We start from the raw sequence: 6,791 nt of genomic DNA, 5'->3' as shown, positions 1-6,791 counted from the left end.
GCATCGGGCTTGGCATACCAAGTCTCGCCCGCGCCCATCAGCATGGGCCAGCGCGCGACATCATGGCCACCGGGTGCCGGGATGCGCGCGACCGAGCGGCGCAAGGGCGTGATCCCTATGGGCGCGATGCCCGCCATGGCCGCGATCTGATCGGCCCAAGCACCAGCTGCATTGACCAGCATCCGCGCGGTGTGGATCGTGTCGCCAACCGCGACCTGCCAACCATCGCGAAGGCGCGTGATCGCGGTCGCGCGCGCGCCGGTGATGACCGCACCGCCATGGGCGCGGATGGCCCGCGCAAAATGCTGGATCAGCCGGTCGGTGTCGATATCCCATGCCTCGTCATGGATGGCTGCGGCATGGATCGCCTCGGCCCTCAGGATCGGCACGCGGGCCACCGCCTCGGCCACCGAGACCTTTGTTAGGTGCATATCAGCGACATCATGGTCAAAGGCCGCGTGCTCGCCCGGCCCGGCCAGCACCATCAGGCCACGGGGGCTGAGAACCCCACCATCAAGGCTGTCATGATCGGCGCGCGAGGCAAGGTTGAGCGCCACGGTCGCGGGCTTACCATACTGCGCCTCGTAAAGTGCAGCCGACCGACCCGAGGCGTGATAGGCAAGCGCGGGTTCGGCCTCGATGAGCAGCACCCGGCCCAGTTCGGCAAGCCGCGCCCCGGCCGAGACACCCGCAATACCACCGCCGATGATGAGGAAGTCATGGATCATGGGGCGATGGGTGGCATGGGGGATGGGGTGGGGGCAAGGGGGATGGGCCTGCGCACTCCCTCAGGCCGCCACGACCCAAGCGATTTCGCGCAGTTTTTCAAGGCCTGCGGGCCTGTCTGGCCGCACCAGATCCTTATCGATTTGGTGAATGATTGCACGGATCAGATCAGTTTTCTTCAATCCTGAGGCGGCCATCAACTGATTGATCGCATGATCGGTTTTCGGCGCGAACTTGACCGACAACCGCCGTTTGGGTGTTTTGTCGGCGCGCAGGCGGCCCGCCGATTGCATCCCGGCTGTGGCCTGCAAAGACGCAATCGCGGAGGGATCATCCACCAAGCGGCGGATATAGTTGGCCAATAGCGGTTTGCGCAGCCTTTGACCGGCATCGGGGTCGATCCGCCAAATCGCCAGATCGAGAAGCTCCATCTCGGGGGCAAACAACATCACCTCAAGCGGCACATCTGCCGCATTGCGCGCACGCCTGATCGCGGGCGTGGATTGCGGCGGCACGGCCACGACATGGTCGCAGCGATCGCAGACAGCACATAGGATGTCTTTCACCAACCCCATGCCATCGTCGAAAGGCACATCGCGATAAGCAAAGGTCGTGGTAACAAGCGATTTGCAGCGCTCGCAAATCGCCTTGGATGTCTCGCCTGCTTTGTAAACGATCATGATCGCCTCACCTATGCACACTGATGAAAATCGTGTCGGGATCGACAAAGTAGAACTTCACATACCAACCATCGCGGCGAAGGATATGCACATCGACGCTGGGTTCGGCATGATGCGGTGACCGGCTGTGATGTTGGCCTGCGCAACGCCTGACGACAGCCAAAAGCTCCTCCGTCGTCACCTGCCCCATCAGCAGCAGGTTTTTCGTTTCAACCTGGCCGCGCGCCTCGTGCAGGAAACGCCCCTCGGTCAGCGCGCGGATCAAACGCTGTTTTGCCTCCGCGAACCCGATACGCTTCGTCATATACGACGATCCTCGTAAAAAATCAAGCAGCATGCACGCCCTTTATCGCCGTCATGCCTTGTGAGGGGGGATATCCCCCCTCACAACATACTCGGCACCACCAAATCCGGCGGCCTGTGGCCGTCGGCGAAGGTCTTGATGTTGATCAGCACCTTCTCGCCCATCTCGATCCGGCCCTCGCGCGTGGCCGATCCCATGTGGGGCAAAAGCACGACATTGGGCAGTTCGCGCAGGCGCGGGTTCACCTCGCGGCCGCGCTCGAACACATCCAACCCCGCGCCCGCGATCTCGCCTGCGCGCAGCATGCGGGTCAGCGCGTTTTCGTCGATCACCTCGCCGCGCGATGTGTTCACGATCACGGCGCTGGGCTTCATCAGCTTCAGCCGCCTTGCATTGAGCAGATGAAAGGTCGAAGGCGTGTGCGGGCAGTTGATCGAGATCACATCCATCCGCGACAACATCTGGTCAAGACTGTCCCAATACGTCGCCTCGAGCGCCGCTTCGATATCGGCATGGAGGCGGCGGCGATTATGGTAATGCACCTGCATCCCGAACGCGCGGGCGCGCCGCGCCACGGCCTGACCGATCCGGCCCATGCCCAAGATGCCCAAACGCCGCCCCGCGACGCGCCCGCCCATGAAGGCGGTGGGCGCCCACCCCTCCCACCGGCTTTCTTGCATCACGGCCATGCCTTCGGGCAGGCGGCGCAGCACGGCCAAGATCAGCGCCAGCGCCATATCGGCGGTGTCATCGGTCATCACGCCGGGCGTGTTCGACACCAATACCCCGCGCTGACGGGCCGTTGCCACATCGATATGATCCACGCCTGCGCCGTAATTGGCGATCAGCTTCAGCCGATCACCCGCCTGCGCCAGCATCGCGCCATCGATCTGGTCGGTGATGCAAGGCACGATCACATCGGCGCGCGCCATCGCCGCGACCAGATCGGCCTTGGACATCGGCACATCCTCGCCGCGCAAGGTGACATCGAACAATTCGCTCATCCGGGTCTCGACGACCTCGGGCAACCGTCGCGTCACGACAACACTCAATCGCTGTGCTGGCATCCCTCGCATCCCCTCGCTGGCAATCCGCTCTTGGGTCTGACACTCTCGCATCCGAACCGGCGACGCAAGCCGCGCGGCACGCGCCGGACCGAACCACCCCGCACCATCACGGCAGCGGGACCAAGGACAGAGACGAGCAGTATGCAAAACCCATGGGCAAGGCGCAGCCTTTCGGCCGTCATGATGGGCCTGATCATGGGCCTATCGAGCATGGCGCTGGCACAGCAAAGTGCAGCGCCCCAACCCCGCCCAACACCCCCCACAGCCGAGATCACCCCCGCGCCGCTAACCGCGCAACCCGCCGAGGCGGCAACAGATGTCGCCGCCCCCACGCCACAGGCCGCGGGGCCACAGCGCGGCCCGGTGACGGGCTTTCCCATCCCGCGCTATGTCTCGATCAAAGCATCCGAGGCGAATGCGCGGCGCGGCCCATCGCGCAGCCATCGCATCGATTGGGTGTTTCAGCGGCGCAACATGCCAGTGATGGTGGTGGCCGAGCATGGCCATTGGCGGCGCATCATCGACCGCGATGGCGCAGGCGGCTGGGTGCATCACACGCTGCTTTCCGGCGTACGCACCGCCATCGTCACCGCCGAGATGCTGCCCATCCTTGCCCGGCCCGAGGCCGGTGCCGCGCTGCGCGCACAGGCCGAGCGTGACGTCATCGCCGAGCTTCGCCAATGCCGCGCGGGCTGGTGCGAGGTCGAGGCAGGCGGCTTTCGCGGTTGGGTCACAATCTCGGGTCTTTGGGGCGTCGATCCCGACGAAGAGATCGACTGACCCGACACCTGCCTGCGAAAGGCCGCACGCGTGACAATCTCAGATGCCAGCGCCTTGCGCGCCGCAATGCTCGCCACGCGGCTGTCCTTTCTGGCGGCAGGCTTCGTCATGGCCTGTTGGGCGCCGCTCATCCCTTTTGCCAAGGAACAGGTCGGCGCGGATGAGGGGGTGTTCGGGCTGTTGCTGTTCTGCCTTGGGCTGGGCGCAATCGTGGCCATGCCGCTGACGGGATATCTTAGCGCCGTGACAGGCGCGCGGCCGATGATCCTTGTGGGTGGCTTCGGGCTCGTCGCGATCTTGCCGCTTTTGATCCTCGCCCCCTCCGTCTGGTCTTTGGGTCTGGCGCTGGTGCTGTTTGGTGCAGCCCTTGGGACCATCGATGTGGCGATGAACATCCATGCAGCCGAGGTTGAAACCCGCGCCACGCGCCCGATGATGTCAGGCTTTCACGCGATGTGGAGCGTTGGCGGCATCTTGGGTGCGGGTGGTCTGACCGCGCTTTTGTCGGCGGGCCTGTCGCCGCTTGGCGCGGCCTTGACGGGCAGCGCGCTGGCCGGATGCGCGATGATCTGGGCGGCCCCCCGCCTCTTGCGGCAATCGGGTGGGGCCACACCAGAATTCATCCGCCCGCGCGGCATCGTGCTGCTCTTGGCGGGGCTCGCCGCGATATCATTCTTGGTCGAGGGCGCAGTGCTCGACTGGGGCGCGCTCTTGATTGTCGATCAAGGGCTGATGGCCGCCACAGGCGCGGGGATCGGCTATATGATCTTTTCGGTGGCGATGACCATCGCCCGGCTCACGGGTGACAAGGTCGTAGCGGCTTTGGGGCGCAAACGAGTGATGATCTTGGGCGGTCTTATCGCCATGGCCGGTATCGCGTTGACCCTTGTGCCGGGGATGCTCTGGCCCGCGCTTCTGGGCTTTGCCCTGATCGGTCTGGGCTGCGCCAACCTTGTGCCGGTGATCTTCAGCCTTGCCGCGCAAAGCCGCGACATGCCAGCGGGCATGGCGGTCGCGGCGGTGACGACGACCGGCTATGCGGGCATATTGCTTGGCCCCGCACTGATCGGCTTTGCCGCCGATGCCACCAGCCTTGCCATGGCCTTCGGTGCGCTGGCACTGCTGATGGCGGCCTTCCCCTTGGCCGCCGCCCGCGCCAGCCGACCTTAGGCGACCCGGTCGAGGCCGCGCCCCTTGAGCAGCGCCTCCACCCCCGGCATCCGGCCCCGAAACGCGGTGTAAAGCTGATCGGCCTCGGCGCTGCCGCCTGCCGACAAGATGAACCGCTCCAGCCGCGCCGCTGTCGCCGGATCAAAAGGATCGCCCACCTCCTCAAAGGCGGCGAAGGCGTCGGCATCCATCACCTCGGACCACATGTAGGAATAATAGCCCGCCGAATAGCCATCGCCCGAAAACACATGGGCGAAATGCGGCGTGGCATGGCGCATGGTGATCGCGGCTGGCATGCCGATCCGCGCCAAGGTCGCGGCCTCTGCGGCAATCGGGTCGCTGGGCGCCGGGCCATCATGGAAATCCAGATCGACAAGGGCCGAGGCCACATATTCCACCGTCTGGAACCCCATATCATAGGTCCGCGCCGCCAAAAGCCTGTCGCGCAGGCTGGACGGGATCGGCGCACCCGTTACCGCGTGGCGGGCATGGCGATCCAGCACCGCGGGCACCTCCAGCCAGTGCTCGTATAGCTGGCTTGGCAATTCCACGAAATCGCGCGCCACAGATGTGCCGCTGATCGAGCCATAGGTCACATTCGACAGCATATGGTGCAGCGCATGGCCGAACTCGTGAAACAGCGTGCGCGCATCGTCATAGGACAAAAGGCACGGATCGCCCTTGGCGAAATTGCACACATTGACCACGATGGGCCGCACATCCCCACCAAGCTTGCGCTGGCTGCGCATCGCCGAACACCACGCGCCCGAGCGTTTCGAGCCCCGCGCGAAATAATCGCCGATGAACACGGCAACATGGCTGCCCCCGCGCGTCACCTCCCATGCCCGCGCATCCGGATGATACAGCGCCACATCAAGCGGGCGGAATTCCAACCCGAAAAGACGCGCCGCACTGTCAAAAGCCGCCGCGATCATCGCATCAAGCTGGAAATAGGGCTTCAGTTCCGCCTCATCCAAATCATGCTCGGCCAACCGCCGTTTCTCGGAATAATAGCGCCAATCCCATGGGGCGAGCGCATCGTTGACCCCATCATCATGCAGCATGGCGGTGAGCCGTCCAGCATCCGCATCGGCCTGCGCGCGCGCAGGCTCCCAAACCGCCATCAACAGATCGCGCACTGCTTTGGGGCTGCCCGCCATCTCGGTCTCAAGCTTGTAGGCGGCGAAACTCTCATAGCCCAAAAGCGTCGCCCGCTCGGCGCGCAGCGCCAAGATCTCGGCGGTCAGCGCGCGATTGTCGCTTGCGCCCCCGTTCATCCCGCGCGCGGTCCAAGCGCGATAGGCCCGCTCGCGCAGATCGCGCCGGGACGAGAATTGCAAAAACGGCACGATCAAGGACCGCGATAGCGTCACCACCGGCCCCGGCTGCCCCTTCTCGCGCCCTGCCTCGCGCGCTGCACTGACGACGAAATCGGGCAATCCATCCAGATCATCCTCGGACAGCGCCATGAACCAATCCCGCTCATCGGCCAAAAGGTTTTGGGTAAACGCTGTGCCCAAAACCGCCAGCCGCGACTTCACCTCCGTCAGCCGCTCGCGCGCCGCCCCCTCCAGCGCCGCCCCCGACCGGACGAAGGACCGATGCGTCAGCGTCAGTACCCGCATCTCCTCGTCTGTCAGTCCAAGACCCTCGCGCCGCCGCCACAGATCGTCGATCCGCGCGAACAGCGCGGCATTATTGGTGATCTCCGAAGAATAGGCCGACAGCATCGGCGCGAATTCCCGCTGCAGCGCATCGCGCGCCGGGTTCGCATCGGCACCTGACAGGTTGTAAAACACCCCAGCCACCCGGTCGAGCAGGTCATCGGCCAGCTCCAAAGCTGCGATGGTATTGGCGAATGTCGGCCGCTCCGGGTTCGCGGCAATTACCGCCACGGCCGCGCGCCCCTCGGCCAAGGCCGCCGCCATCGCGGGCGCGAAATCCGCATCCCTAATCCGCGCGAAGGGCGGCAATCCAAAGGGCGTATCCCAAATCTCAAGCAGCGCGTTGGTCATCGGCGGCATCTCCTTTTCCCTTCACATAGGCGCAGGGCTGCTATCCCGC

At 64.7% G+C, this 6,791-nt stretch carries 7 protein-coding genes; 2 read left to right on the top strand and 5 right to left on the bottom strand.

The genetic code is table 11. The features are described 5' to 3' along the window. The 4 genes from KG698_RS14290 to KG698_RS14275 form a co-directional block, all read right to left on the bottom strand. Positions 1–728, bottom strand: a 728-nt coding sequence (locus tag KG698_RS14290) for an FAD-binding oxidoreductase (RefSeq protein WP_213686234.1), incomplete at its 3' end; no start/stop codon positions are given. A gap of 60 nt (positions 729–788) precedes the next feature. Beyond that, on the bottom strand, positions 789–1,406 hold the full coding sequence (locus KG698_RS14285; protein ID WP_213686233.1) for a hypothetical protein: 618 nt from the start codon (positions 1,404–1,406) through the stop codon (positions 789–791). A gap of 7 nt (positions 1,407–1,413) precedes the next feature. Further along, positions 1,414–1,743, bottom strand: coding sequence for a hypothetical protein (locus KG698_RS14280; RefSeq protein WP_213686232.1), 330 nt, complete (start codon positions 1,741–1,743; stop codon positions 1,414–1,416). Between the two features lie 47 nt (positions 1,744–1,790). Continuing rightward, the gene (locus KG698_RS14275) at positions 1,791–2,777 is read right to left on the bottom strand and encodes a D-glycerate dehydrogenase (protein ID WP_213686231.1); all 987 of its coding nucleotides are present in this window, start codon (positions 2,775–2,777) and stop codon (positions 1,791–1,793) included. Positions 2,778–2,957: 180 nt separating this feature from the next. Between KG698_RS14275 and KG698_RS14270 the strand changes: the two genes are divergently transcribed. Both KG698_RS14270 and KG698_RS14265 read left to right on the top strand, forming a co-directional pair. Further along, positions 2,958–3,557, top strand: coding sequence for an SH3 domain-containing protein (locus tag KG698_RS14270; protein WP_213686230.1), 600 nt, complete (start codon positions 2,958–2,960; stop codon positions 3,555–3,557). A gap of 30 nt (positions 3,558–3,587) precedes the next feature. Beyond that, entirely contained in the window at positions 3,588–4,727 is a 1,140-nt protein-coding gene (locus KG698_RS14265; RefSeq protein ID WP_367114124.1) for an MFS transporter, read from the top strand. Here the strand turns inward: KG698_RS14265 and KG698_RS14260 are convergent. Then, positions 4,724–6,742 (bottom strand): M3 family metallopeptidase, encoded by a 2,019-nt coding sequence (locus KG698_RS14260; protein WP_213686229.1) that lies wholly within the window; start codon positions 6,740–6,742, stop codon positions 4,724–4,726. The two genes, KG698_RS14265 and KG698_RS14260, sit on opposite strands and share 4 nt — an antisense overlap. Positions 6,743–6,791: the final 49 nt, after the last annotated feature.

This window comes from Roseicyclus sp. (genome assembly GCF_018402035.1).
Lineage (GTDB): Bacteria > Pseudomonadota > Alphaproteobacteria > Rhodobacterales > Rhodobacteraceae > Roseicyclus.
Note: the sequence above shows the minus strand (reverse complement) of the source record. Positions and strands in the feature narration are given on the sequence as shown.

Bases quoted from the DNA above. Each gene is read 5' to 3' on its own strand.
- KG698_RS14285 (WP_213686233.1), bottom strand. From the start codon at position 1,406: ATGATCGTTTACAAAGCAGGCGAGACATCCAAGGCGATTTGCGAGCGC.
- KG698_RS14280 (WP_213686232.1), bottom strand. From the start codon at position 1,743: ATGCTGCTTGATTTTTTACGAGGATCGTCGTATATGACGAAGCGTATC.
- KG698_RS14275 (WP_213686231.1), bottom strand. From the start codon at position 2,777: ATGCCAGCACAGCGATTGAGTGTTGTCGTGACGCGACGGTTGCCCGAG.
- KG698_RS14270 (WP_213686230.1), top strand. From the start codon at position 2,958: ATGATGGGCCTGATCATGGGCCTATCGAGCATGGCGCTGGCACAGCAA.
- KG698_RS14260 (WP_213686229.1), bottom strand. From the start codon at position 6,742: ATGACCAACGCGCTGCTTGAGATTTGGGATACGCCCTTTGGATTGCCG.